The organism is Janibacter sp. RAF52 (assembly GCF_052114035.1).
GTDB classification, from domain to species: domain Bacteria; phylum Actinomycetota; class Actinomycetes; order Actinomycetales; family Dermatophilaceae; genus Janibacter; species Janibacter hoylei.
In genome coordinates this window covers 44,726-70,289 of the sequence record NZ_JBFRDY010000008.1, presented here as the reverse complement: position 1 = coordinate 70,289, position 25,564 = coordinate 44,726, and the positions used below count along the sequence as shown (strand labels likewise).

The window sequence follows — 25,564 nt, the reverse complement described above, 5'->3', positions numbered from 1 at the left end:
ACAACCGGAGCGGTCAGGCGCCCCAGGGGAAGAGGCCCGGGTCCGGCGGAAGCGCCGACACCCGGTAGACCAGCCACGACGCCAGCAGCAGGCAGCCCAGGAGCACCACGAGCAGGGCCGCCTGCATGGGCCGGGTCCGCGAGGACCGGGCCACCAGGGCGAGCGCCATGGGGGCCGCGACGGCGACGAGCCGGGGGGCGATCGCCTGCATCGTCCACGCGGCCACGGCATAGACCACCACGACGACGAGGACGCTGGTCAGCGTGAAGACCACCGCCGGGTCCTGTGCACCCCGCTTCCCCTTCGCCCTGCGCGCCAGCGCCGTCACCGCGAGGACGAGACCGCACACCGTGAGCACGAGCGCCGCGGCCTTGACCGAGACCGGTGCTTCGAAGGCATTGCGGTAGTACTCGGTCGGGACGAATGCGTAGGAGACGATGGACCGCCCCCACCCGAGGACCGACCCGATGCCCTCGTAGGCCAGTGGGTCGAAGGAGACCCCGGTCAGCTCGACCGCTGCGGCGCCGGTGAGATCGCCGTAGAGGACCAGATTCCGCACGAACCACCACCCACTCACCACGGCTGTCCCGACTGCGGCGGCCACGGCGTCCAGCACCCGTGGGCGAAGGGAGCGTCGCCGATCCAGCAGCACTGCCACCACGAACCCGACCAGCAGCGCGCCCGCGAAGACCTTGACGAGGACCGCGAGCCCCACCAGCGCTCCCACGACGAGCGACCTGCGGGTCCCGCCCCGGCGGAGCGCAGGCAGTGCCACGAGCGCAGCGACCGCGGCAACGACGAGGCAGAGGTAGTCGTTCTGCACGGAAGCCGCGACCGCCAGCAAGGTGGGATTGAGGACAAGCAGTCCCGAGGCCAGCGCGGCCGAGCCGTCACGCGCCCCCAGATCGCGAGCCAATCGGTAGGTCAGCCACCCGAGCACGGGCACGAGGGCGAGCCCGGCCAGGCGCAGCAACTCGAGTGCGGCGAAGGGGGCGTCTCCAGTCCCCGTCAGCCGGAGCAGGAGTGCCCCGATGACGTAGTAGACGGGGCCCATCTGGGCCTCGTACTCGACTCCGGGTTGCCCGAGCACGGGCAACCGACCTTCAGCGGCGTAGAACGCCACGTTGTCATGGTGCGCGGGCTCGTCATAGGGCAGCCCCGGCGGGACCACTACTGCCAGCGTCCACGCAAGAAGGAGGGCTGCGGCGCAGAGGACGCCGCACCACAAGGAAGGATTGCGAAGACGCACAGGTGGAGTGTGGCATGCGCAGCGCATTGGACGGGGCCCACCAGTCGTCGGGTGCCCTCGGATCGGTCAACGTGAGTTCCTGACCATTTGCATAACGACATCCGGAATGGAAGGGGTTATGACCTCCAGCCCGCTGTGATAGTAGGCATGGGCTATGCTCCACGTGGCACTTCGCCGACACCTTGCCTGGGAGAATGAGCAATGTCGCAGAACTCGTCGAGCACCACCCGCCGTACCGTCGTCAAGGGCGCAGCCTGGGCGGTGCCGACCATCAGCGTCGGGACCTTGGCCCCACGTCTGGCCGCGTCCTTGCGGATCGACCCGGGCATCAATGGCTGGGTCCTCAACAGCCCCCGATCCCAGGGCGGCTGCTCCTACACGCTCGAGGTGAACTCCAACCCCAGCAATGCCGGCAGCACGCCGGATGGGGCTCCCTGGGGGCTCTACCTCTACGACGTCCAGCCCCGTGCGGTCATCACCAACCCCCAGATCACCTACTGGATCATCGGCAACCAGACGGCGACTTGGACCAACCTCACCCCCGGTCACGGCAGCTGCTGGGGCAACCCGACGCGCGGCACCCCGCAGACCAAGAGCGACGGACTGCTGTACACCCCCTACACGTGGATCTACAGCAACTCCCCGTCCTGCGCGCTCAACCCCGCCAACGTCGACGGCAACGGCCGACTGTGGCTCCAGCACTTCCGCTCACGTGCGTCGTTCACCCAGCCGTCGGACCGCTGCAACGACGTGACCTACTGGACGCAGCGGCGGATCACCATCGACCCCTACGGTGCCGGCAACCCGCAGGTGCTCACCTTCGAGCGCCGCAACGGCACCCAGGGGCCCTACTCGGGCAGCGGGGCTCGGATGGCACCGCAGACCGAGCAGAGCACGGGCGCGCCTGCCGTCGCCGTCAGCTGAGCGTCCCTCCTCGCCCTGCGGAGATGCGACCCGGAGCGCCGGGCACTTGGCTCGGTCGCTACTGTGACGCCATGGCGGGGAACCATGCCGGAGGGGCGCGATCGGGAACGCGGGGGCGCAGGCACGGCGGGTGCACTGGCTGACGCTGCCCGCGCGGGTCCCCATGGGCCTGACACGTGTGACTCGACCCCCACACCACAGAGCTGTGGGGGGGGGCGTGGTCCACAATCGCGACACTCCCTCGTGCGAGGAAGACAGTCAGCCCCTTGGTGATGCCCATGCAGCGGCGCGCCGCTCCAGCCACGCAGGTGCCCGACCATAGAGTCGGAGCGCGTTCCCGAGGATCGCCGCGGCCACAACAACGCCACGCCGCACCGCGGCGCGGTGGTCCCCCTTGCGCCACGTCGCGGTTAGGACGGGCAGGACGTGATGTCGCACGAAGCGATATCTCTGCCGCGGCGTCGTACCCACCCGCTCACGTCCGAAGAGGAGTCCGTTGCGTGCGTAATAGAAGAGCCCCAGGTACGAGTAGGCCCCAGCGAAGGAGGCAGACACACGGTGCTGGATCGTGACGCTGGTGTCGACGACCAGCGTGACGCCGCCGGCCGACGCCCGCAAGCTCCAGTCCGAGTCCTCGAAGTTCAGGAAGAAGCGCTCGTCGAAGAGTCCGACGGACCGCCAGGTCTCCTTGGATGCGGTCACGCAACATCCAGCCAGCGTGGTGGTGGGCCTCAGCCCATCGTCACCAGGCGGAAGTGCTGCCAGCTCCGGTTCAGACAGGTGGCGCGCAAGCCCCGTTAGGGGATCGACGGTCCCGCCGGCAAACCAGACGCGACCGGAACCGTCGGCATACACGACGGCGGGACTCACGGCGTTTCCCCGTCGGGCAACATCAGCGAGCTTGCGAAGTGCGCCCGAAGGGGTGATCGTGTCGTTGTTGAGGACCGTGACAGTAGAGGCGCCTCGATCCAAGGCCCATCTCAAGCCGGTATTCATTCCGCCGGCAAAGCCGAGATTCTCCCGATTTTGAAGCGTCTGCACCTGCGGCCAGCGTCGCGACACTGCCTCAAGACACCCGTCGTACGAGCCGTTGTCCACTACGACGACGAGGGCCTCCGGTGAGCCCTCAACCAGCGACTCGACGCATTTCTCGGTGTCCGAGCGACCGTGGAAGTTGAGAACCACAACAGCGTCTTCACTGTCTCCGTCGACAGGCCCGTGTTCCTCCGCCACGGTGACACCTTAGAGGAGACCCGCCCACCCCGTGAGGACCCTTTATGACCCTCAAGGCCACGCTGAAGCGCCATGCACCTGCCCCTGTTCTCCGGGCGGCGGCGTGGCGTCGTGATGTCTGGGGCGACCTTCGGCTTCGATTGCTGACCAGCGTGGGCCGCATCCCCTCGCACCGTGCTCACAAGATCATCTATCGCAGGTACGGAATGCGCCTGCCGACGTCCTCTGCAATTCACTGGCGAGCGGAGTTCTACGCACCGGAGCGCATCGTCATCGGTGAGAACGTGACTATCGGCGACACCTGCTTCCTCGATGGTCGCTCAGGTCCGACGATCGGGGACAGCGTCAATCTCGGAAGCCGAGTGCACATCTACACCCGAGAGCACGACGTCCACTCCCCCACCTTCGCGGAAACAGGCGGGCCAGTGGCCATCGGGGATCACGCATGGGTGGCTAGCCACGCCATCGTCCTGCCCGGCGTCACCATTGGTCAGGGCGCCGTGGTCGCGGCGGGCGCCGTCGTCACCAAGGACGTCGAGCCGTTCACCGTTGTCGGTGGCAACCCCGCGCGACCGATCCGCAAGCGCACCGACGACCTGCGTTACCGATTGGGCTACGCCAAGAGATTCGTCTGACCGGGATCGTCAATCCTGGGGGTCCAGCAACTCGGCCGGCACCGAGACCTTGACCAGCCGGGGCCACAGCCCGTCGGCGAAGGGATGCAGGTTGCGCTGCCACCGCCACGTCCATCGCGACGGCCACCAGCGAGTCACGACGTACACGAGGCCCCTCGCGCCAGAGGCATGGCCCCAAGTGCGCGTCTTCTGCATGATCTGAGCAGGGGTCCGCCCCCACGAGTTGTGGAGAATGACCTGTTCGACGGCGAGACCCTCGACGCGCAGCTCCTCTGGTCCGGGTGGGCGGGCGATCTGCAGTGACTGTTTGTCGCCCTTCACGACATGTCTGATGATCTTGCCCTCGCCGGGGCGCCGAGCGTCGACGAGCGTCGCGTTTGGCCTGACAACCGTGGTTCCGGGGTACTCGACAACAGGTTCACCGGTTGCTCCGCCCACAGCCACGAAGGTCCGGTCGGACAGACGCCGGTAGAGCACCCGAAGCGGCCACTCGATGCCGACCACGTCGTCGGCGACCGTCTGCAGCGAGTCGACGAGAAAGCCAGGATCCGGCACCACCTCGTCATTGTCGATCTGGAGCACCCAGTCGACGCGCCCGCGGAGGGCGTCAAGTCCGGCCTGCCGCTGAGCTGTGTCGGCTCGCATCGGCTGGTCGAGGTCCTCCCAATGTCCATCCACCCGACGTGCAATCCCGCGGACATCTACCTCGGAAATGATGTCCAGACACTGATCCACCGGCAAGGGTCGGCCAGTCCACCCAGTCGCAGGCACCGGGACAACCACCACGAGGTCGTCGAGAAACTCGTAGTAGCGCCGCAGGCTGGAACGCAGCCACACAGGGTCGCCTGGCAACAGGTATGCCCCCAGCCTCGGTCTCATGAGCGGCATCCTGCCAGTTCCGCGTCATACTGACCGGTGGCTCCAGGAGCCCAGCGAGGAGATGACGCATGACGGAGCCGACAGAATCGGTAGGCACGGGCCTCAACAGCGCTCAGCTGCAGGACCGGGCGGTCAAGGGCGTTGCCTGGACGATGATCCACACCATCGTCTCCCTACCCGTTGCCTTCGCGGTCAACCTTCTTCTCGCGCGAGTGCTGGCCCCGGCGGGCTACGGACGTCTGGCCTTCCTCACCACGCTGATCAGCATCGCCAGCAGCATCGTCGCACTAGGCCTTTCCTCAGCGATGATCCAGTTCGGCGCTCGGGCCCATGCCGCTGGCAGAACCAGCGAAGTCCGACACATCCTGTCGGCGTCCCAGGGCTTTCGGCTCCTCGTCGTCGCCCCGATCCTCACGGCCCTCGTCGTCCTCATCGTGGATGTCCCTCTCCCGCTCTTGGTGCTGTCCGTGATCTTCGGCGTCTGGGTACCAGCGGCACTGGACGGCGCGACGATCACGCTCTCGATTGAGAGCAAGAGCGCCGAGGCGGCGAGGATTGCCATGGTCTCCAACGTCCTCGTCCAGGCCGGTGTCGTCAGCGCCGTGCTGTGGGTGGGGACCGCAGACTCTGTCTGGGCGGCGCGCGTGGTGCTGTCCGCAGGCGTGATCGCCATGGCCTTCGTGGCCATCTCGTCTGTCTACCGACACGCCGTCCTGCGCCCACGCCTCCCCAAGGGATTCCCGGCGGGCTTTTGGCGATTCGCCATCCCCACGGGCGTCGCGGCCCTGATCGGCGACCTGGCCCTCTCCCGCACCGAAGTGGTCTTCCTCACCTGGCTCTCCTCCCCTGAGCAGGTGGGGCTCTTCGCCCTCGCCTTCGGCGTCAGCTCACACATCTTCGGCCCCGCTCACGCATTGACAGGACCGTTGATCCCAGCCGTTTCGGGGTTGAAGGAGGTGGGCTCCGCTCAGGTCGCCGAGGCATTCGAGCGTGCACTCCGCTCCGTCTCCGTGGTCATCGCTGTTCTCATGGCCATCGCTCTGCCGGCGCTCGCTGTCCTGGTGCCCCTTCTGTACGGGAGCGAGTACGCGGGTGCCTCTCCCGCCCTTCTAGCGCTCGGACTCGTCGGTGGCGTCGGCGTTCTCACCGGGCCCATCTCGGCCTTTGTCATGGCACGGCTGTCCGCGCGACGCCTGTTGATCGCCAACGCAGCAGCCCTGTGCGTGGACGTCATGTTGGCCATCGCACTGATTCCCTTCTTGGGCATGTGGGGTGCCGTCATGGCAAATGCCGGTGCCGTGCTGGTCCAATTGGGTGTCGTCCTGGAGAGTGAGCGTCGGGAGTTGGACCTCTCACCACGAGAAGTGACCCGCATGCTGGCCCCCGTCCTGACCGCGCCCGTAGCCTGCGGAGTGGCCTGGTTCATAGTCGATTGGCTGCACCTTGGGCCGCTGGTGACAGCCACTCTTGCCAGCTGCGTGTCCGCGCTCGTCCTGTGGATCGGCCTCAAGGTGACCAAGGCAGGACTGCGGCCGCAAGACCGTGAAGCCGTCCTCCGCAGTCTCCCTGGTCGCCTGGTGCCCGCAGCATCCAAAGCTCTGGCCCCGCTGGTGCGGCACGATGATGTCCGCCGTTAACTCAGCGGCGCATCGTCCGGTCCGTAGTGAGCGAACCTCGGGTCAGCAGGGAATGTCCTAGCCAACCACGCTCCCACTCGCTCCTGGACCCTCCGCCGCAACCGCTGTCGAACCGCCGACGTCGGATACCGCGTGCCGACCGGGCCCTTGTGCTCGATGGACGCCGGCAGGTATGTAGCCCGCAACAAGCGCTCGCGTCTCATCCACGAGTCTACGCGCTGCTCGAAGACGGGCACGACGTGCGCCAGTGGGTACCGCCACGACGCTGGGACGGCCCTGCGGTACCCCTGATGCGTAAATCTGCTGCGGCGACACAGGAAAGCCCAGTCGCTGAACCCATACCCGAGGACGAAGTCCTCAAGCTCGTGGGCGGACTGAGCACGAGTTTCGAAACTGTCCCAACTAGGGTTGGCGACAGGGTCACGACCCGGCGAAGAGAGCACAGAAGGGCTGGGGCCCGAAGGACTTCAGTGGTCACGTCGGACGATGCGATCAGGCCTCGCCCCCGAAAGCCGACGCCTCACGACGTCCGAGCGCGTCACCCCGAGCACTCGAACCGGGCGCGTTCATGTTGACTGGACCCATGCGGATCTGGCTCGCCCCGAGTGCTTTCCACCCGTCGCGCGGCGGAGTGGAAGAGCTCACGCTCCAACTGGCACGGGAGTATCAAGGCAGAGGTCACGACGTGACCGTCGTCGTCCACCGTCACCCCGACTCATTGCCTGTCCACGACGAGGTGGAAGGCGTCACCGTCCGCCGCATCCGCATGGACCTACCCGGTCGGCACCCGCTACCTCTCCTCCGATACCCCATCGAGCTCTCTCGCCAACTACGCGAGCTGGACTCGATCGGCCCCAGGCCAGACGTGGTACACGTGCAGTGTCCCGCGAACCAAGTCCTGCCGCTCACCCTCTGGTGTCGCCGCCGCACTCCCCTAGTCGTCACTACGCAGGGCGAGGTGACGATGGACGCAGACGCGGTGTACCAGCACAGCGCGCTGATGCGACTGTCCCTGAGGTTGGGTGGCCGAGCGGCTGCGGCCATCACCGCGTGCTCACGGCGCGCGGGCGACGACGCCGCGTCGGTCTCCCAACGTTTCGTCGGGTGCCCGGTCGTGCCCAACGGTGTGGACCTCGACCAGTGGGAGGTCACGCCCCTGCCCGATGCGCCCGTCTTCGCTGCGTGGGGTCGACACGTGCCGCAGAAGGGTCTCGATCTGCTCATCGAGGCCTTCGCGCGCGTGCGCCACGATCTGCCCGAGGCCACGCTGCGCATCGGGGGCGAGGGCGACGAGACTCCGCGGTTGCGGGCGATGGCCGGCAAGGGCGTCGAGTTCGTAGGCCCTCTGGACCGTGCGGGAGTCCAGGAGCTGCTGGCCGGCGCCCGAGTGGCCGTGGTACCGAGCCGACTCGAGCCCTTCGGCATCGTCGCGGTGGAGGCCATGGCAACCGGTCGGACCGTTGTGTGGAGCACCAACGGCGGACTCGCCGATGCAACGGGGGGCCTGGGGATCGGCGTCGACCCCACCGACGTGGACGCCCTAGCTGCGGCCCTCCGCGCTGCCCACAAGGCGCCGCTGACACCGGACGTGGCCCGGGCACACGCCGAGACGCTGGGGTGGGCTTCCATCGCCGACCAGTACCTCGCTCTGTACTCGGAGGTGACTCGATGAGGCGAGAGGTGACTCTGGCGCGCACCGCGTCCGAGACGGTCATGGGGATGCAGGTCTACGAGCACGCCATCGACAGCCGTGCCGACGTGGCTCTGGCAGCCCTCCCCCGACCGACGCGCCTGCACCGCACCGTCGTCCGCTCGCTGCGGTCTCCCCTCGCGGGCACGCGCCGGCTCCCCTCGGGAGTTCTGCAGAGGATGGGGCCGCGGACACGCCCCGAGGTGGGTCGCTGGCTCTACCCCGGTCGGGGTCCGGTGCACCGCATGGACCTCGCCCTGCCCCCTTCGCCACGCGGGGACATCGTCACCGTGCATGACATCGCCCCCCTGCGCTACCCCGACGAGGGCACCTTCCCACCTGCCGCGCGGGCCGAGCTCCTCCGTGCCGCGGCTGTCATCACCGTCTCGCAGTTCAGCGCGGACGAGATCGCCGAGCACTTCGGCGTCGTCCCCATCGTCATCCCCAACGGCGTCGACCACGCGCGGTTCGCCAACGCACGTCGGCTCTCGTGTGACGAGCTCGACGCGCTTGGCGTGAAGGGGCCGTACGTTCTCGCCGCAGGCGGGGCCTCCCAGCGCAAGAACCTCGAGGGACTTGCGCGAGCCTGGCCGATGATCCGGTCGAGCCGACCGGATCTCACGCTGGTCCTGACGGGCCCGCCCCATCCCAGACGAGACGGACTGTTCGCTCCTCTGGAGGGCGCCATCAGGGTCGGGCGGGTCGCCGACGAGACCCTGCCACGCCTGCTTGCCGGAGCCTCGGCGCTGGTAATGCCCTCCCTCTACGAGGGCTACGGCCTTCCGGCGGTCGAGGGCATGGCCGCCGGGGTACCAGTCGTCGCCACGGACGCCAGCGCGCTGCCCGAGGTCCTCGGCGAGACGGGCGTGCTCGTCGGCCGCGCACCGGAGTCGCTCGCCGAGGGTGTCATCTGGGCGGTCGACGGCGGGCCCGAGATCCGGGCGAAGGTACAGGCCGCCAGAGCTCGCTCACTCGGGATGTCGTGGGAGCGTGCCGCGGCACGCCACGCACAGGTGTGGGACGACGTCATCTCGAGAACCACTGCCCAGCGGTAGTTCTCTGACCTTTCGCGCGGCTCACATCGGGTGCCACGAACCGCTGCATGCCCGCCGACCAGGTCACCGGAGAGCGAACCCAGTAGCCACGCGGGATGGCCTGCCCCGGTGTCTATGCCGAACCGCCGGGCAGTCCGGCGAAGTAATCGATCGTGCGCTCCAGGCCGTCCCGCAGCTGGTGTCGCGGCGCCCAGCCGAGCAGGTCGTTGGCTCGGGTGATGTCCGGCCGACGGCGCGCCGGGTCGTCGTGGGGCAGGGGACGATGCTCGATCGCCGAGGAGCTCCCGGTGAGCTCGAGGACGAGCTCGGCGAGCTCGATCATCGTGAACTCGACGGGGTTGCCGATGTTGATCGGTCCGCTGACCTCGTGGTCGGTCGCCATCAGCGCCAGGAGGCCGTCGACCATGTCGTCGACGTAGCAGAAGGAGCGGGTCTGGCTGCCGTCGCCGTAGATCGTGAGCGGCTCACCGGCGAGGGCCTGGACGATGAAGTTGGAGACCACGCGGCCGTCGTCCGGCTGCATGCGCGGGCCATAGGTGTTGAAGATGCGCGCGACCTTGATCGCGAGGTCGTGCTGGCGGCGGTAGTCGAAGAAGAGCGTCTCCGCGCAGCGCTTGCCCTCGTCGTAGCAGGAGCGGATGCCGACGGGGTTGACGTTGCCCCAGTAGTCCTCGGTCTGCGGGTGCACCTGCGGGTCGCCGTAGACCTCCGAGGTCGACGACAGCAGGATCTTCGCCTTGGTCCGCTTGGCCAGGCCGAGCATATTGATCGAGCCGTGCACGCTCGTCTTCGTGGTCTGGACAGGGTCGCGCTGGTAGAAGATCGGGCTCGCCGGGCAGGCGAGGTGGTAGATCTCGTCGACCTCGACGTAGAGCGGGAAGGTCACGTCGTGCCGCATGACCTCGATGTTGGGGTGGTCGAGCAGGTGCGTGAGGTTGCGGCGGGTGCTCGAGTAGTAGTTGTCGACGACGAGCACCTCGTGCCCCTGGTCGAGGAGCCGCTCGGTGATGTGCGAGCCGATGAACCCCGCACCGCCCGTCACCATCATCCGCCGAGGCGCCCGGCTCTCCCCATGTGGTGCCTTCACGCGCAGCCATCCTTCCCAGTGAGCCCCGCCCTGCCCTCGGTGGACCGGTCGTGGGCGTCGTCAGAGTATCCGCTGGCCCGCCGGCTCGTGGCCGCTCGAAGCGTGTTGGCCACGACACCCACGAGGAGCGCCGAGCCAAGCACGTCGCTGGGTCGGTGGGCATGACCGACGACGTTGCCGAGCGCGGCGACGCCGACCGCCGCGCACAGCAGCCGGGGCAGCCACACCGGGCGTGGCAGCCAGAGCCACCACACGGCCACCAGCAGAGCGAACGTCGCGGACGCATGGGTCGACGGGAAGGTGTTGGTGAGGTAGCCGAGCTCGCGCCCGTGGAGCGGGCGGGGCAGGGCCTGCTTCAGCAGCAGACTCAGACCGGTGCTCGCGCCGACGAGCACGCCGACCCGCAGCACCTGCCACGGGTCACAACGCACCCGCAGTGTGCCGAGGACCAGCACCAGCACGACGAGCCCGACGGGCAGAACTCGCCTCCCCAGGAGATGCCAGGGCTGCGCCAGAGGCCCGGGCCCCAGCAGCTGGACGAGGCCCAGCAACCACTCGTCGAACTCCTGGCCGGTCGGGCTGACGACGAGCAGGAGGTACAGCGCCGCCCATGCGGATGCCCACCACAGCGGTCGCCGCACCGCGCTGACGGTCGACGCCCGCAGGGGCGCCGGTGGGTCAGATCTGGGCGTACGACCAGGTCCCGTCCGAGTCCTCATCCGCAGACGTATCGCCCTGTTCCTCCTGCGAGGCATCGGGAGCATCGGCGTCCGGCGTGGTCGTGGGCCGGGTGGCGTCTGCCGAAGGGGAGGTCACGGGCTCGGTGGGCACGGTCCCCGGCTCAGGGTCAGGCGTCGGGACAGGTGCGTCGGTCATGATAGGGCCTTTCAGTCGGGACTCGCGCGCGGCGTAGGCTGTCAGAGCGAGATCGGGCCGCGCGTGAAGGAGATCGTCTGACCGTCGACCTGCACGGTGCGCCAGGAGTACACCTGGATGTTGGGACAGGAGGACACGTTGATCGTCGCGGTGAAGTTGGGTCGGTCGACGGCCCGGTGATGGTCGTCGATGACACCGTTAAGGTCGTAGAACTCCCAGTTGCCCGTGTAGAAGGTCGAATACGCGGTGTAGCCGGAGCGCGCAGGCGCGGTCGAGTCCACGGCCGGGATCGACCACGTGGTGCCCCCGCTGCCGACCCGGCTGAAGGCGATGGTCCCGAGAGAGTTCGGGTAGTAGATCGTCACGCGCGCATTGGCGATGCTCGTGGAGCTATTGGTGTTGTAGACCCACAGCCCGCGGGAGTTGCTGTCCGGCGGGTTGGCAGTGCCCCCACCCGTGCCGTTGATTGTCAGGGTGAGTCGGCTGTTCTCGCAGCCCTTGCCGACGGTGACCCAGCCCTGCAGGCCCGGAGGCCTGGAGGCGGCCATCGCCGGCGCCGCACTGCCGATGGCGATCGTCGGCGCCGCCCACGCGGCTCCCGCCACGACCGACCGACGACGCACTTAGTTGTTGCTCTGCCTCATGTTCACTTCCCGCTTGTCACAGGGCATCCACACCGACCCCATCGACTTCGCCCTTGTTGGTCTGGATGCTAGCGCACTTCATCCTGCAGACTTTTCGTGGGATGATCCCGCGCCCTAACCGTCAGCGGTCCGAGGCTCAGGCCCGGGCCCGCTCCGAGGCCCGACGTTCCTTGGCCCGGCGGCGCCCCCGGCGCTTGTCCTGGGCGATCGCCTGCTCGTAGGTGTGGTAGCCGTAGCGGTACTCACCGCCCTTGCCCTGGACGAAGTTGCGCGCGAATCCAGAGACCCTCGCGCCGACGGTGTCCAGCTGCTTGAGAGCCGCGACGAGGTCCTTCTTCTTCGTCCGGTCGATGCCCACGACCATGAGCAGGCCGCCGGTGAGCCGCTCGATGACGACGGCGTCGATGACCGGGACCACCGGAGGTGAGTCGATGAGGACGAAGTCGTACTCGTCGACGAGGGAGGTGAGCAGCGCCTCCATCGGCGCCGAACCGAGCAGCTCGCTCGGATTGGGGGGCACCTGGCCGGCCGGCAGCACGTCCATGCCCGCGCTCCCCCACGATTGGATGACATCCTGCACCCGGGCATCACCCAGCAGCACGGTCGTCAGGCCGACGCTGCCCTCCATGCCCAGGGCCTTGGCCACCGACGGGCTGCGCAGGTCGGCGTCGACGAGCAGGGTGCGCCGGCCGGAGTCGGCCATCGCCAGGGCCAGGTTGACCGCCGTCGTCGTCTTGCCCTCGCCCGGCATGGCCGAGGTGACGACGAAGGAGTGGCGCCCGGTCGTGACGTCGACGAACATCAGGTTGGTCCGCAGACGCCGGATCGCCTCGGCGTGACGCCCGTGCGGGTCGTCTTCGACGCTCACCAGACTCTTCGACGACCGCTCCAACGGCAGGCCGGCCAGCATTGGCGCGGTGGAGTGCGGGCGAATGTCCTCTTCGCCGCGCACCTTGGTGTCGAGGGCGTGCCTGACGAAGGCGAGGCCGAGACCGAGGACGAGACCGGCGAGCAGCCCCAGACCGATGTTGCGGACCGGGTCGGGAGACACGGGCCGGGACGGAGCGGACGCCGGCTGGATCGGGGTCGAGACGACCTCCTGCCCCGAGGACTTGAGCAGGGTGGAGAACTCCCCCGCCACCTTGCCGAGCTGCGGACCGACCTCGTTGGCCACGGCCGCCGCCTCCTCACCGTCAGCGGCACGGGCCGTGATGTTGAGGATCGAGGTCGCGCCGCTGGTCTCCGCGCTCACGGTGATCGGGTGCCCTGGCTCGAGCCCGAGCTCCTCGCGCAGTGGGTCGAGAACGGCCGGCGTGTCGAGGATGGACACATAGGTGTCGAGGTCCTCGGCAGTCAGGACGAAGACACCACCCTCGGACTTGCCGCTCGTCTGCTCCGCGCTCAGGTAGATGCGCGCCCGGGCCTCGTAGACGGGGGTCGTCGTGAGGGTCACGGCGATCGCCGCGACGACGGCCAGCCCGACACACACGAGGATGAGCCGCCATCTCTGCCGGATGACACCCAACAACTCGCTCAGCTGCACAGCCAACTCCCGCCCGACGTCCGTCGCGGCACCCCCGTGATGCCCCGGAGGTAGGGTCCGTGTGACGCCCCCACCACTGCGAGGAGTGTATAAGGTGCGCATCCTGCGGATCTCCCACAGCGGTGTCGTGGATGCGTGGCGCGAGCGTGAGCGGGTCGCCCGCCGCATGGGTCACGACGTCACCTCGGTGACCGCCGCCGTCTGGGACGAAGGGGGGCGCGACGTCCCCCTCGAGCCCCGTCCGGACGAGGACGTGATCGGCGTGCGCACCCTGGGCCGCCACCCGGCTCTCTTCGTCTACGACCCGCTACCCCTGTGGCGGCTGCTGGGGCAGCGCTGGGACGTCATCGACCTCCACGAGGAGCCCTTCGCCCTCGCGACGGCAGAGGTGCTCCTGCTGCGTGCGCTGCGGCGGGTCGCCACTCCCTTCTGCCTCTACTCGGCGCAAAACATCGACAAGCGCTACCCGCCCCCCTTCCGCTGGCTGGAGCGGTGGGCCCTGCGCCACGCCACGGCCGTGAGCGTGTGCAATGCCGAAGCCGGCGAGATCGTCGCCCGCAAGGGGCTCACCGGCAGGGCCGTCCTCATCGGGCTCGGCGTCGACCCCGAGCACTTCGCCCCGGGGCCGGAGCGCCCCCCTTCGTCCGACGGCGCCGTCACGGTGGGCTACGTCGGCCGGCTGGCCCCGCACAAGGGGGTAGACGTGCTGCTCGAGGCCGTGGCCGCCGAGCCTCGCCTCCACCTCGTCGTCGCCGGCGCCGGGCCGCAGACGTCGCAGCTGCAGGCTCGGGCGCGGCAGCCCGACCTGGCGGCCCGGGTCGAACTCATCGGCTCCGTGGACAAGGTCGACCTACCCGACCTCTACCGCAGCCTCGACGTCCTCGCGGTGCCGTCCCTCACGACCGCTGGTTGGGTGGAGCAGTTCGGGCGGGTGGCCGTCGAGGCGATGGCCTGCGGCACACCCGTCGTGGCCAGCGACAGCGGCGCGCTGCCCGACGTGGTCCGCGGTGCCGGACTGCTCGTGCCGCCGGGCGACGTGACCGCCCTCGCCGAGGCGCTGGCGCGTGCTGGCACCGACGAGCGCCTTTCGGCCACAATGCGATGCGAGGGGATCGCGCGAGCGCGCGAGTTCAGCTGGGATCGCATCGGGGAGACCTACGTGGAGCTGTACGAGAGCATGGGCACACGCGGCCCGTCCACGCCCACGTCGCCGCCAGAGGTCGTCGTCGTCGCCTACCACCACGCGCAGCTGCTCCGGCGGAGCCTGGCGCCACTCACCCACCTGCCGGTCACCGTCGTCGACAACTCCTCCCACCCTCAGGTGCGGGCCGTCTGCGCCGAGCTCGGCGTGCGCTACCTCGACCCCGGGCGCAACGGCGGCTTCGCCGCCGGCGTCAACCACGCACTGGCCGACCGGCTCGCACCCGACGCCGACGTCCTCCTCCTCAACCCCGACGCCGTCATCGACGCCGACGGGGTGCGCCGCCTGCACCGAGCGCTGCGGACCGAGCCGGACCTGGCGAGCGTCGGCCCGCGACAGGTCGACGGCCACGGGCGTGCCGCACGCGCCGCGTGGCCCTTCCCCACTCCCTGGGGCGCGGTGGTCGAGGCGCTCGGGCTCGGACGGCTACGCCGCTCCGAGGACTTCGTCATCGGGTCCGTGCTGCTGCTCCGCCACGAGGCGCTCGCCCAGGTCGGCGGACTCGACGAATCCTTCTTCCTCTACGCGGAGGAGACCGACTGGGCGCTGCGCGCCACGCGCCTCGGCTGGCGCCACGCCCTCGTCCCCGAGGTGACCGCGCTGCACCTCGGCGGCGCCACGAGCAGCGACTCGACACTGCGCGAGACCTACTTCCACGCCTCGCAGGAGCGCTACCACCGCAAGCACTTCGGTGCACTCGGGTGGCAGGTGACCCGAGCCGCCGTGGTGGTCGGGTCCGCGGCACGGTCCGTGCTCCTGCGTGGCTCGCGCGCCGACGCCGCACGCGAGCGAGCCCGCCGCTACCTGCGCGGCCCCCTTCGCCTCGAGGCTGCGGTGCGCCCGGCTGTCGAGCGCGACTCGGTGCGCCGCCCGTGAGGTCGATGACGTCCGACCTGCCAGCGGCCCTGATCGTCACGGCGGGGGCCGTGATGGCCGTCGGCGTCGGCTACCTCGCCCCCCGGCAGCCGGTGCTCGCGGTCGCTGCTGCCTCGCTGGTGCTCGTCATGGGCCTCTCCGCGCTGCAGCGAGCCGCCCTGCCCCTCGCCTGCCTCCCCCTGCTCTACGTCGCCGAGCGGTTGGGTTATGGCGGCACCGACCTGTCCGTGTCCGACCTGGCCCTCACCCTCGGGGCTGGTGTATCCCTGTGCTTCGCGCAGCGGCCCTTCAGCCCGGCACTGCGCAACCTGCTCTGGCTCGTCGTCACCTACCAGGTCGCCACCCTCTTCACCGTCGTCGCCAACCTCTACGCGGCCAACCTCCTCGAGTGGCTGCACGCCGGTGTCCTCATCGCCGGCGCCCTCCTCGTCGGGTGGAGCATCGGCCGGGACGGACTCGGCCGGGCCGGGCTCCTGCTCATGCTCGTGACCGGGCTGGTCCTCGCCACATGGGTCATCGGTGACGGCCTGGTCAACTACCTCGCCGGCAACTTCGAGCCGATCTACCTCCCCTTTGGCATGCACAAGAACTTCCTCGGGACGGTCCTGGCGACCACGGCCACGATCGCGTACGTGCGCCCCGACTGGTTGCGACTGCGCCCCGGTCCGGCGCTGATGATCTTCACCTGGCTCGTCCTGGCGATCATCGCCACCCAGTCGCGACAGGCGATCGTCGGGCTGGCCGTCGTCCTCGTCGTCCTCGTGCTGCGCCGGCGCACCGACCGACGGCGCTCGCAGCTCATCCTGCTCGCGGTCGTCCCCGCGGTCATCGTGGTCCTCACACTGGTGCGCGACCAGATCTCCAGCGGCAACCAGCACAACTCCTTCTTCTCCCGACTCACGTGGTTCCAGGAGGCCCTGGAGATCTGGTCGACCCAGCCGCTCACCGGCGTCGGGCTGCGCTGGTGGTACACCGACCGCTTCCCCGGAGGGATCCAGCCACCGAATGCGCTGCTCGAGGTGATCACCGCTTCCGGCCTGCTGGGACTCATCGGCTTCCTCGCGTTGATGATCGGCTCGCTCCTCGTCCTGTGGCGCATCCCCCCTGAGTACGGCATGCTCGCCGTCCTCGTGGTGCTCGGGCGCTTCGTCCAGGGCCAGCTCGACGCCTTCTGGGTCGCGGCACAGACCTCGATCCCCTTCGTCGTCGCGGGCATCTGCCTCGGGATGCACGCCCGGAGCACGGACGAGGCGCAGCCGGCTGCGGAACCGGCTGCCACCCTCCCGGCCGTCCCGCCCGGCGCCACCGCGGACGGCCGCGCCGGATGAGGATCACGCACGTCGTCTGCACGGACAACTTCGCGGGTGTCGAGCGGCACGTCGCCCTCCTCGCGGCCGCACAGCACGACCTCGGCCACACGGTCACCGTCCTCGGTGGTCGGCAGGAGCACATGAGCGCTGCCATCGACCGGCCGGGAGTGCGCCTCGTTCCAGCCGTCGACCGCCGGACCGCAGCGAGTCTCCTCCTGGGGCCCGCTGGCCGGGGCGCCGACCTCGTCGCCACGCACATGACCGACGCCGACGTCGTGGCCCTCACCAGCCCCGCGCTGGTGCGCACTCCGATCGTCAGCACACGGCACTTCGCCGCGCGACGCGGGGCCACCCCCGCGCACCGCTCGCTCGTGGAGCGCCTGCAGCCCCGGCTCGCGGCCGAGATCGCCGTGAGCGACTACATCGCCGGAGCGGTCGACGTCGACGCAACCGTGGTGCTGCCGGGCGTGCCCGACCGACCGGACCTTCCGCCCCCTTCGCATCGCGATCGCACGGTCCTCGTCGCGCAGCGCCTGGAGCGGGAGAAGTCGACCGAGGTCGCCATCGCCGCCTTCGCCGCGTCCGGGCTCCCTGACCGGGGATGGCGGCTACGCATCGCCGGCGACGGCTCCCACGCGGCGGCGCTGAAGCACCAGGCCGACCTGTTGGGCGTCTCAGACGCCACCGAGTTCCTCGGACACCGTCACGACGTCGAGGACCTCATGGCCACCGCTGCGGTACTCCTCGCGCCGTGCGCGATCGAGGGCATCGGCCTGTCCGTCATCGAGGCGATGGCCTCCGGTCTGCCCGTCGTGGCCGCAGCGGCGGGCGGTCACCTCGAGAGCGTGGGCGGCGTCCCCATCCCGGCTCTCTTCGCCCCGGGCGACCACGAAGCCGCGGCACACCACCTCGTGCGGCTGGTGGACGACCCCACCACCCTCGACGCCTACGGCACCGCGCTGCGCGAGCGCCAACGTCGCGCCCTGACGGTCGCCGAGCAGGCACGCGCCACGGACGAGGTCTACCGGCACGCCCTCGTGTCCCGCTCGCCCACACCTCGTGCCGAGGCCCGACACGGACGGGGCCTCGTCGTCGTCTCCCTGGAGCCCTGGGACCGCGTGTGGCGCCGCAACCAGCACCTCGTCCACGGCCTGCTGCGCGAGGACCCCGACCTGCGCGTCCTCTTCGTCGAGCCGGGCACTGACCCGCTCCACGCCGCACGCCGCGGATCCCGCCCCGTCCCCGGCCGGGGCCTGCGACGCGGGCCCCACCTCGCGGACATCGACCCCGACGCCCTGTGGCTGCTCGAGCCGACCAAGCTCCTCCCCCGTCGGGTCGACCCGCACCAGGACGAGCGGTGGGCGGAGACGGTCCGCCGCGCAGCCGAGCGGGTCGGCCTGACGGACCCGACGCTCTGGGTCAACGACCCCCTGGGCGCCCTGGTGATGCAGCGCAACGGCTGGCCGACCCTCTACGACATCACCGACGACTGGCTCCTCGCCGACCGCGACCCGGCGACGCAACAGCGGATCAGCGACATGGAGAGACGGCTGCTCACATCCGCATCCGAGGTCGTCGTCTGCTCGCCGTCACTGGCCGCGACCAAGTCGGCGCAACGCCCCGTGACGCTGATCCGCAATGCCGTCGACGTCGCCGCGGTGACCCGCCCCACCGGGCGGCCCACCGACCTTCCCGACGGTCCCGTCGCCGTCTACGTCGGCACCCTGCACGCCGACCGACTCGACATCGCCCTCTGCGAAAGCACCGCCCGAGCGCTGCACGACACCGGGCACCTCGTGCTCGTCGGGCCCGTCGCACTGACCAGCGACGAGCGCAGCCGTCTGGAGACGGCCGGCGTGCACCTGCTGGGCGCCAAGGACCACCGGTCCGTCCCGGCCTACCTCCAGCACGCGGACCTGCTCGTCGTGCCACACGTCGTCGACGACTTCACCGACAGTCTCGACCCGATCAAGCTCTACGAGTACCGAGCCGTCGGCCGACCTGTCGTCAGCACACCGGTCGCCGGGTTCCGTGAGGCTGCGGACGCACGCCTGACCGTGGTGGACCGCGAGCGCCTCCCCGACGTTGTCGCTGCCGGCCTCCCCGCGACCGACCGCTTCCCCGTCGGCGCCGACCCGCAGGTGCCGACCTGGGCAGACCGGGTCGGCGAGATGAGCCAGGCCCTGAGGCGCGTGTCTACAGGTCCCGGTCCCGGGCGCGCGGACGTCCCGCTGCAGGTGCGCACCCGCTTCGGCCACGCTGCGGTCCAACGGCTGGCCGACGAGCACGGCGTCGACCTGCTCCACATCAAGGGCGATGCCCTCGACCCCACCGTCGCCAGTCCCGGCAGAATCGCCACCGACGCCGACGTCCTCGTCCGACCGGCGCACCTCGACGCCCTCCTCGCGGCGTGCGCTGCCGCCGGCTACCAGTCATCGGGCCGCTTCACGACGGCCTCGCCCTTCGAGCACTCGCTCACGCTCTGGCACGACCTGTGGGGCCACCTCGACGTCCACCGGCACTACCCCGGCATCGGGCGGTCACCCGCAGACGCCTTCGAGCGCCTGTGGGCCGATCGACTCACCACGGACATCGCCGGCGTGAGCTGCCCGGCCCCCAGCCTGCCCGCCCAGGTCGCGATCCTCGTCATGCACGCGGCCCGCAACCCCGCCGGGGGTCAGGCCAGCGCCGACGTCGCCCACGCTTGGCACGGCGCCAGCCGGGACCAGCGTCAGCAGGTGCGCGCGTGGGTCGAGGAGATGCAGGCAGAGATCGCCTTCGCCGTCGGGGTCGGGGACGTCGACTCACTGCCGCCCTCCGCGGAGCGGGAGCTGTGGCAGGCCGTCACCGAAGGGGGACGAGTCCACGAGTGGCGGGCCCGCATCGCCGCCGCCCCCGACCTGCGCAGCCGGATCGCCTTGGTGCTGCGCGCTCCGCTCGTCAACACCGACCACCTCGCCCACGAGCTCGGGCACCGCCCCTCCAGCCTCGATGTGGTGCGGGCCTTCGTCGACCGCTCCCGTCGCGGCATCGCGGAGATCGTCCGAGCAGGTGGTCGCTGATGACCCGGCAGACCCACTGGACCGTGCCTCGCGGCGTGGGGTGGACCCAGGCAGCCGATGACCGGGGCCGGACAATCGTCTACGTGGCGCCCCTGCCGAACGGCCCGGTCTCGGTCCTGCCCGACCAGTCGGCCGTCATCTGGCTCGCCGCTGTCGAGGGCGGTGGGGACGTCGTCGACATGGTGGCCGATGTTCTCGGGCACGACACAGACGACGTCCGCGCGGACGTCGAGGCCTTCGTCGCGGAGCTTGTCCAGCGCGGGCTGCTGCGCCGGGAGTGACGCCTCACGTCAGTAGGCGCCGTCCTTGGTGACGACCGCATGGAAGGTCCTCCAGAGGATGACGATGTCCTGGGCGACCGACCAGTTTTCTACGTAGTAGAGGTCGAAGCGCACCGACTCCTCCCAGGTGAGGTCGCTGCGGCCGTTGATCTGCCACAGCCCCGTCATGCCGGGTTTGACGAGAAGACGCCGATGGACGTCGTGCTCGTACTTCGCCACCTCTGCCGGCAGCGGCGGACGAGGGCCGACCAGACTCATCCGGCCGGTGAGGACGTTGAAGAGCTGGGGCAGCTCGTCGATCGAGTAGCGGCGGATGAAGCGGCCGATCGGGGTGACACGAGGGTCGTCCCTGACCTTGAAGAGCACCCCGCGGTCGACGCCGTCCGACGCCTGCTCCCGCAGTGCTTCGAGACGGGCCTCGGCATCGACGGCCATCGAGCGGAACTTCGTCATGCGGAAGATTTCGCCGTCGAGCCCGACGCGCTCCTGCCGGAAGAAGACCGGACCGCCGTCCGAGAGCTTGACCAGGACGGCGACGACGACCAGCACCGGCGAGAAGAGCACCGTGAGGACGAGCGCCCCGATCCAGTCGAGGGCGGCCTTGACAGCCAGTCGGGGCCCCGAGAAGGTCGGGGCCTCGACGTGCAGGAGGGGCAGCCCGGCCACCGGGCGGGTGAGCACCCGCGGGCCGGCGACCTCCGTGAGGCCCGGCGACACGACGAGCTCGATGCCGCTGCCCTCCAGCGCCCACCCCAGTCGGCGGAGGCCACCCGGGCCGAGGGCATGCGTGTCTGCGCAGGCGACCACGTCGACCCCGAGCTCGATCGCCACGCGCGCCCCCTCGCGCTCGGTGCCCAGCACAGGCATGTCGGCGAGGCCATCGGGGGCCGCCGTCGTGCACACCCCGATGACGCGGTATCCGGCCTCGGGCACGGTCGCGAAGGTGTCGACGAGGTGGCGCACCGTGCTCGGGTCACCGACGACGAGGACGTCGTGGTTGAGGTCACCCGCCGACCGGCGGTGACCCAGCCAGGTGCGCCACACCCGACGAGCGGCCCACAGGCCGATGATCCCTGCGGGGAGAGCCAGCAGGATGTAGCCGCGTGCCACCTGCACCTGGAGGGCGAAGGCAGCCATGGCCACGACAGCGAAGATCCGCAGCGTGGCCGTCGCGATGAGCCGGTATTCCACAGTCCCGTGCCCGAGGATGTGCATGTCGTATGCACCGTGGAAGCGCAGGGCCAGCCACCACGCAAGAACGAGCAGGAAGCTGAACCACGTGTAGCTGATGGTGATGTCGCCACTCGTCGCCGCGACGTCGGTCCGGCCGTCGACGCCGAATCGGACGATCTGCGCACCGAAGGTGGCCCAGGTGATGACGAGGAGGTCGGTCAGAGCAAGCAGTCCCTGGAGCGGCCGAAGCGCCGCCCGACCCGCGCCGACGTCGGGAGCCAGACGTGGCAGGCCGACCACGGTCAGTCTCGCGGGCTGGTCAGGGACGCGGCGACCGGCCCGTCGGCCAGCAGCATGGCCTCGGCCATCCGCCCCCGAGTCGTGCCTCCTTCGACAGGACGGCGGCGCAACTCCTCGAGCCGGGCCGACGCGTCACCACCACCTCTGGGCGCCGTCTTGCGGCCTCGGAGACGCAGGAACGACATGCCTGCGCCATAGGCCACGACCGGGACGGACGCCCAGCCCACGAGCAACAGAGTCTCCACGTGCACGATCTCGCCTCCCCAGCGAAGTGTTGAGGGTACGGACGTCCCACCCCGAGATCGTGGACCTCCCCGGCCGCGATACTCGAAGGAGAGCGTAGCGTTCGCTTACCATTCTTGCCATACCTTGACCAAAATCTCGTGTGGGGCTCCTCACGGACCGCAAATCGTCCGTGACTCCCCGCTCCGCCGCACGACCCGATTGGCGGCACCGCAGCCGGGGTTGAGATGCTGCGGGCACCACAAACGACGTCGGCGGAGGCCCTGACCATGAAGGTGATCGTCCAGATCCCCTGCCTCGACGAAGAGGCGACCCTTCCCCTGGTCTTCGCGACGATCCCGACGCACATCTCCGGCGTCGACACCATCGAGACCCTCGTCATCGACGACGGCTCCAGCGACCGTACCGCAGACGTCGCCCGCGAGCTCGGCGTCACGCACCTCATCCGGCCCAGCCGACCGCTCGGACTGGCCCGCTCCTTCCGCGACGGCGCCGACTTCGCCCTCCGCCACGGCGCCGACATCCTCGTCAACACCGACGGCGACAACCAGTACCCCCAGGAGCGCATCGGCGACCTCGTCGAGCCGATCATCGCCGGTCGCGCCGACATCGTCGTCGCCGACCGGCAGACGGCGACGATCGCCCACTTCTCCCCCTTCAAGCGCCGGATGCAGGCCTTCGGCTCGGCCGTGGTCAACCGGGCCGCGAGCACCGACCTGCCCGACGCCGCGAGCGGCTTCCGCGCCTACTCCGCGGCCTCGCTCATGCGGCTGAACATCGTCACCGAGTTCAGCTACTGCATGGAGACGATCATCCAGGCCGGCCACAAGCGCCTGGCGATCGAGTCGATCCCCGTCGTGACCAATGCCAAGACCCGCGAGTCCCGCCTCTTCTCGAGCATCTGGCAGCACATGGCGAAGTCGGCGTCGGCGATCATCCGCTCCTTCATCATGTTCAAGCCGCACGCCTTCTTCGGCCTGGTCGGCGCCGTGCTCATGGTCCTGGGGCTCATCCCCTTCGTCCGCTTCCTCGTCCTCGCGGCGATGGGCGACTCCAGCGGGCACGTCCAGTCCCTGATCTTCGGCACGGCGCTACTCGTCGGCGCCCTCTTCTCCTTCGCCCTGCTGATCATCGCCGACCTCCAGCGGACCAACCGGGTCCTGCTCGAGGAGACGATCGAGCAGTTGCGCCTCGTCCGCTTCGGCCCACCCCGGATCCCGCCGGTCCACGACGACGAAGGGAGGTGACCCCCCTTCGTCGGACCGAAGACCGGGACCAGCCGCACCCGTGGGAGGATCTGGGGAGACCCACCCCACACCCCACGGAGGGACACACATGACCGCGAAGATCATCTGGACCAAGATCGACGAGGCGCCGGCACTCGCCACCTACTCGCTGCTGCCGATCGTCCAGGCCTTCACCTCGGGCACCGGGGTGGAGCTCGAGACCAGCGACATCTCGCTCGCCGGCCGCATCCTCGCCCAGTTCCCCGACCGTCTCACCGCCGAGCAGCGGGTCGACGACAACCTCGCCGGTCTCGGCCGCCTCGCGACCACCCCCGAGGCCAACATCATCAAGCTGCCCAACATCTCGGCCTCCGTGCCGCAGCTCAAGGCGGCCATCGCCGAGCTGCAGAGCCAGGGCTACGACCTGCCGGCCTACCCCGACTCCCCCGAGACCGACGAGGAGCGCGAGGTCGCCGCGGCCTACGCCAACGTCCTCGGCTCGGCCGTCAACCCCGTCCTGCGCGAGGGCAACTCCGACCGGCGCGCCCCGCTCGCCGTCAAGAACTTCACGAAGAAGCACCCGCACAAGCTCGGCCCCTGGACCGCCGACAACACGGCCCGCGTCGCCTCGATGACCGAGGGCGACTTCTACGGCAACGAGAAGTCCATCGTCTCCCCCGCCGACGACACCCTGAAGATCACCCTGACGCCCACGGACGGCACCGAGACCGTCCTCAAGGACGCCGTGCCGGTGACGAAGGGGGAGATCGTCGACGCGACCTTCATGTCGGCCGCGGCGCTGCGCGCCTTCTACGCCGAGCAGATCGAGACCGCCCGCGCCGAGGGCCTGCTCCTCTCGCTGCACCTCAAGGCCACGATGATGAAGGTCTCGGACCCGATCCTCTTCGGCCACGCCGTCGCCGCCTGGCTCGGCGACCTCGTCGACAGGCACGCCGAGGCCTTCGCCGAGGCCGAGGTCGACCTGCGCTACGGCCTCGCCTCGCTCTACACGCAGCTCGACACGCTGCCGGCGCAGACCCGTGACGCGATCCGCGCCGACATCGACGCCCTCGCCGAGCAGCGCCCCGCGCTGGCGATGGTCGACTCCGACAAGGGCATCACCAACCTCCACGTCCCGAGCGACGTCATCATCGACGCCTCGATGCCGGTCGTCATCCGCGACTCCGGTCAGATGTGGAACGCCGAGGGCGGCCAGTCCGAGACCCTCGCGCTCATCCCCGACCGCTCGTACGGCCCGATGTACGCCGCCGTCTTCGAGGAGCACAAGCGCAACGGCGCCCTCGACCCGGCGACGATCGGCACCGTCCCCAACGTCGGCCTCATGGCGCAGAAGGCCGAGGAGTACGGCTCGCACCCGACGACCTTCGAGATCCCGGCCGACGGCACCGTCCGCGTCACCACCTCCGCCGGTGACGTCGTCCTCGAGCACACCGTCGAGGCCGGCGACATCTGGCGGATGAGCCGGGTCAAGGACATCCCGATCCAGGACTGGGTCAAGCTCGCCGTCACCCGCGCCCGCGCGACCGGCGCCCCGGCCGTCTTCTTCCTCGACGAGCAGCGCGCCCACGACGCGCAGATCATCGCGAAGGTCAATGAGTACCTGCCGCAGCACGACACCGAGGGCCTGGAGATCAAGATCCTCCCGCCCGTCGAGGCCATCACCTACTGCCTCGAGCAGATCCGCGCCGGCAAGGACGCGATCTCGGTGACGGGCAACGTCCTGCGCGACTACCTCACCGACCTCTTCCCGATCCTCGAGCTCGGCACGAGCGCCAAGATGCTCTCGATCGTGCCGCTGCTCGCTGGCGGTGGCCTCTTCGAGACCGGCGCGGGTGGCTCGGCCCCCAAGCACGTCCAGCAGTTCGTCAAGGAAAACTACCTGCGCTGGGACTCTCTCGGTGAGTTCTCCGCGCTCGGCGCCTCGCTCGAGCACCTCGCGACGAACTTCGACAACGCCAAGGCCCAGGTCCTCGCGGACACCCTCGACACGGCCATCGCGACCTTCCTCGAGGAAAACAAGAGCCCGGCACGCAAGCTCGGCTCGATCGACAACCGCGGCAGCCACTTCTACCTCGCCCTCTACTGGGCGCAGGCCCTGGCGGCCCAGGACACCGACGCCGAGCTCAAGGAGCGCTTCACCCAGGTCGCTGCCGACCTCGGCGACAACGAGGCGAAGATCAACGAGGAGCTCATCGGCGCGCAGGGCTCGCCGGTCGACCTCGGTGGCTACTACAAGCCGGACGCCGACAAGGCCGCGGCCGCGATGCGCCCGAGCGCGACGCTCAACGCCATCATCGACGCGCTCTGACCGAGCCCGTCCCCACGAAGGGGGGGCCGCACCGACACCGGTGCGGCCTCCCCTTCTTCGTCGTGCAAACTCCCTAGGCTCGTCGGTAACGGCCACGGGGGCCGTCACCCG

19 protein-coding genes are annotated in these 25,564 nt (G+C 69.7%); 11 read left to right on the top strand and 8 right to left on the bottom strand.

Annotation, left to right across the window (positions count from 1 at the left end):
• Positions 1-13: 13 nt before the first annotated feature.
• Complete coding sequence (locus AB4Y78_RS11690; protein WP_259909940.1) at positions 14-1,123, bottom strand: glycosyltransferase family 39 protein; 1,110 nt, start codon at positions 1,121-1,123, stop codon at positions 14-16.
• Positions 1,124-1,450: 327 nt separating this feature from the next.
• Here AB4Y78_RS11690 and AB4Y78_RS11685 point away from each other — a divergent pair, with 327 nt between their 5' ends.
• Entirely contained in the window at positions 1,451-2,173 is a 723-nt protein-coding gene (locus tag AB4Y78_RS11685; protein ID WP_441714617.1) for a hypothetical protein, read from the top strand.
• Positions 2,174-2,431: 258 nt separating this feature from the next.
• Here AB4Y78_RS11685 and AB4Y78_RS11680 read toward each other — a convergent pair whose 3' ends face one another.
• Positions 2,432-3,406 carry a glycosyltransferase family 2 protein gene (locus AB4Y78_RS11680; RefSeq protein WP_259909938.1) on the bottom strand — a complete coding sequence of 325 codons (975 nt, stop codon included), beginning with the start codon at positions 3,404-3,406 and terminating at the stop codon, positions 2,432-2,434.
• Positions 3,407-3,450: 44 nt separating this feature from the next.
• Here AB4Y78_RS11680 and AB4Y78_RS11675 point away from each other — a divergent pair, with 44 nt between their 5' ends.
• On the top strand, positions 3,451-4,041 hold the full coding sequence (locus AB4Y78_RS11675; protein ID WP_259909937.1) for an acyltransferase: 591 nt from the start codon (positions 3,451-3,453) through the stop codon (positions 4,039-4,041).
• Between the two features lie 9 nt (positions 4,042-4,050).
• On the opposite strand, the gene AB4Y78_RS11670 is transcribed toward AB4Y78_RS11675, so the two are convergent.
• Positions 4,051-4,920 (bottom strand): hypothetical protein, encoded by an 870-nt coding sequence (locus AB4Y78_RS11670; RefSeq protein ID WP_259909936.1) that lies wholly within the window; start codon positions 4,918-4,920, stop codon positions 4,051-4,053.
• A 68-nt stretch (positions 4,921-4,988) separates the two neighbouring features.
• Here AB4Y78_RS11670 and AB4Y78_RS11665 point away from each other — a divergent pair, with 68 nt between their 5' ends.
• The 3 genes from AB4Y78_RS11665 (at position 4,989) to AB4Y78_RS11655 (ending at position 9,302) form a co-directional block, all read left to right on the top strand.
• On the top strand, positions 4,989-6,557 hold the full coding sequence (locus tag AB4Y78_RS11665; RefSeq protein ID WP_259909935.1) for an oligosaccharide flippase family protein: 1,569 nt from the start codon (positions 4,989-4,991) through the stop codon (positions 6,555-6,557).
• A gap of 568 nt (positions 6,558-7,125) precedes the next feature.
• Positions 7,126-8,229, top strand: coding sequence for a glycosyltransferase family 4 protein (locus tag AB4Y78_RS11660; RefSeq protein WP_441714614.1), 1,104 nt, complete (start codon positions 7,126-7,128; stop codon positions 8,227-8,229).
• Positions 8,226-9,302, top strand: coding sequence for a glycosyltransferase family 4 protein (locus tag AB4Y78_RS11655; RefSeq protein ID WP_441714612.1), 1,077 nt, complete (start codon positions 8,226-8,228; stop codon positions 9,300-9,302). Before AB4Y78_RS11660 ends, AB4Y78_RS11655 begins: the two co-directional genes overlap by 4 nt.
• 112 nt (positions 9,303-9,414) lie before the next feature.
• Here the strand turns inward: AB4Y78_RS11655 and AB4Y78_RS11650 are convergent, their stop codons facing one another.
• From AB4Y78_RS11650 to AB4Y78_RS11635, 4 genes are all read right to left on the bottom strand, one after another.
• Positions 9,415-10,389: a UDP-glucuronic acid decarboxylase family protein gene (locus tag AB4Y78_RS11650; RefSeq protein WP_259909932.1), complete on the bottom strand. Its 975-nt coding sequence runs from the start codon at positions 10,387-10,389 to the stop codon at positions 9,415-9,417.
• Entirely contained in the window at positions 10,386-11,030 is a 645-nt protein-coding gene (locus AB4Y78_RS11645; RefSeq protein WP_441714610.1) for a phosphatase PAP2 family protein, read from the bottom strand. Before AB4Y78_RS11645 ends, AB4Y78_RS11650 begins: the two co-directional genes overlap by 4 nt.
• A 276-nt stretch (positions 11,031-11,306) precedes the next feature.
• Positions 11,307-11,888, bottom strand: coding sequence for a hypothetical protein (locus tag AB4Y78_RS11640; protein ID WP_259920970.1), 582 nt, complete (start codon positions 11,886-11,888; stop codon positions 11,307-11,309).
• A gap of 157 nt (positions 11,889-12,045) precedes the next feature.
• The gene (locus AB4Y78_RS11635; RefSeq protein ID WP_441714607.1) at positions 12,046-13,452 is read right to left on the bottom strand and encodes a polysaccharide biosynthesis tyrosine autokinase; all 1,407 of its coding nucleotides are present in this window, start codon (positions 13,450-13,452) and stop codon (positions 12,046-12,048) included.
• Between the two features lie 94 nt (positions 13,453-13,546).
• Between AB4Y78_RS11635 and AB4Y78_RS11630 the strand changes: the two genes are divergently transcribed.
• The 4 genes from AB4Y78_RS11630 to AB4Y78_RS11615 all read left to right on the top strand — a co-directional run bounded on the left by AB4Y78_RS11630 (position 13,547) and on the right by AB4Y78_RS11615 (position 20,182).
• Positions 13,547-15,529 (top strand): glycosyltransferase, encoded by a 1,983-nt coding sequence (locus AB4Y78_RS11630; protein WP_441714606.1) that lies wholly within the window; start codon positions 13,547-13,549, stop codon positions 15,527-15,529.
• 5 nt (positions 15,530-15,534) lie between these two features.
• A complete protein-coding gene (locus tag AB4Y78_RS11625) occupies positions 15,535-16,857 on the top strand; it encodes an O-antigen ligase family protein (protein WP_259909926.1) in 1,323 nt (440 codons plus the stop codon).
• The gene (locus tag AB4Y78_RS11620; protein WP_441737150.1) at positions 16,854-19,901 is read left to right on the top strand and encodes a glycosyltransferase family 4 protein; all 3,048 of its coding nucleotides are present in this window, start codon (positions 16,854-16,856) and stop codon (positions 19,899-19,901) included. Before AB4Y78_RS11625 ends, AB4Y78_RS11620 begins: the two co-directional genes overlap by 4 nt.
• 83 nt (positions 19,902-19,984) lie before the next feature.
• Positions 19,985-20,182, top strand: a complete 198-nt coding sequence (locus tag AB4Y78_RS11615) for a PqqD family protein (protein ID WP_441714602.1) — start codon at positions 19,985-19,987, stop codon at positions 20,180-20,182.
• Between the two features lie 9 nt (positions 20,183-20,191).
• Here AB4Y78_RS11615 and AB4Y78_RS11610 read toward each other — a convergent pair whose 3' ends face one another.
• Positions 20,192-21,655, bottom strand: a complete 1,464-nt coding sequence (locus AB4Y78_RS11610; protein ID WP_265229919.1) for a sugar transferase — start codon at positions 21,653-21,655, stop codon at positions 20,192-20,194.
• A 512-nt stretch (positions 21,656-22,167) separates the two neighbouring features.
• On the opposite strand from AB4Y78_RS11610, the gene AB4Y78_RS11605 reads away from it, so the two are divergent.
• Together AB4Y78_RS11605 and AB4Y78_RS11600 are read left to right on the top strand one after the other, a co-directional pair.
• The gene (locus tag AB4Y78_RS11605) at positions 22,168-23,145 is read left to right on the top strand and encodes a glycosyltransferase family 2 protein (RefSeq protein ID WP_441714598.1); all 978 of its coding nucleotides are present in this window, start codon (positions 22,168-22,170) and stop codon (positions 23,143-23,145) included.
• An 88-nt stretch (positions 23,146-23,233) separates the two neighbouring features.
• Positions 23,234-25,453, top strand: coding sequence for an NADP-dependent isocitrate dehydrogenase (locus tag AB4Y78_RS11600; protein ID WP_441714596.1), 2,220 nt, complete (start codon positions 23,234-23,236; stop codon positions 25,451-25,453).
• Positions 25,454-25,564: the final 111 nt, after the last annotated feature.